Here is a 234-nt window from a genome sequence, read left to right as displayed (position 1 = left end):
TGCGTGGCCGTTTGCGGGCATTGGCATCAACAAATCCCAGCTCCTGCAGCCACGAGGCGATTGTAGAACGCGACGGGGTGTAATCTGCGCCTACAGTGTCGAACAAGAAATAGTAGATCGACCAAGGGCCATAATCTAAGCCTTGCTCCATTAACTGTTGCCTGGCGTGGGCGACTGCGATTTTGTCGGCTTCGTTAAATTTCTTAATCGGATTCTTCGGGGCAGTCGAATCCG

The 234-nt window shown here is 52.6% G+C and carries 1 pseudogene; it reads right to left on the bottom strand.

Annotated elements, in window-relative coordinates:
* Positions 1-234: pseudogene (locus HMPREF2760_RS12960) on the bottom strand (transposase); the annotation flags it as partial.

It is taken from the genome of Corynebacterium sp. HMSC065D07, assembly GCF_001810695.1.
GTDB lineage: Bacteria > Actinomycetota > Actinomycetes > Mycobacteriales > Mycobacteriaceae > Corynebacterium > Corynebacterium hesseae.
Note: the sequence above shows the minus strand (reverse complement) of the source record. Positions and strands in the feature narration are given on the sequence as shown.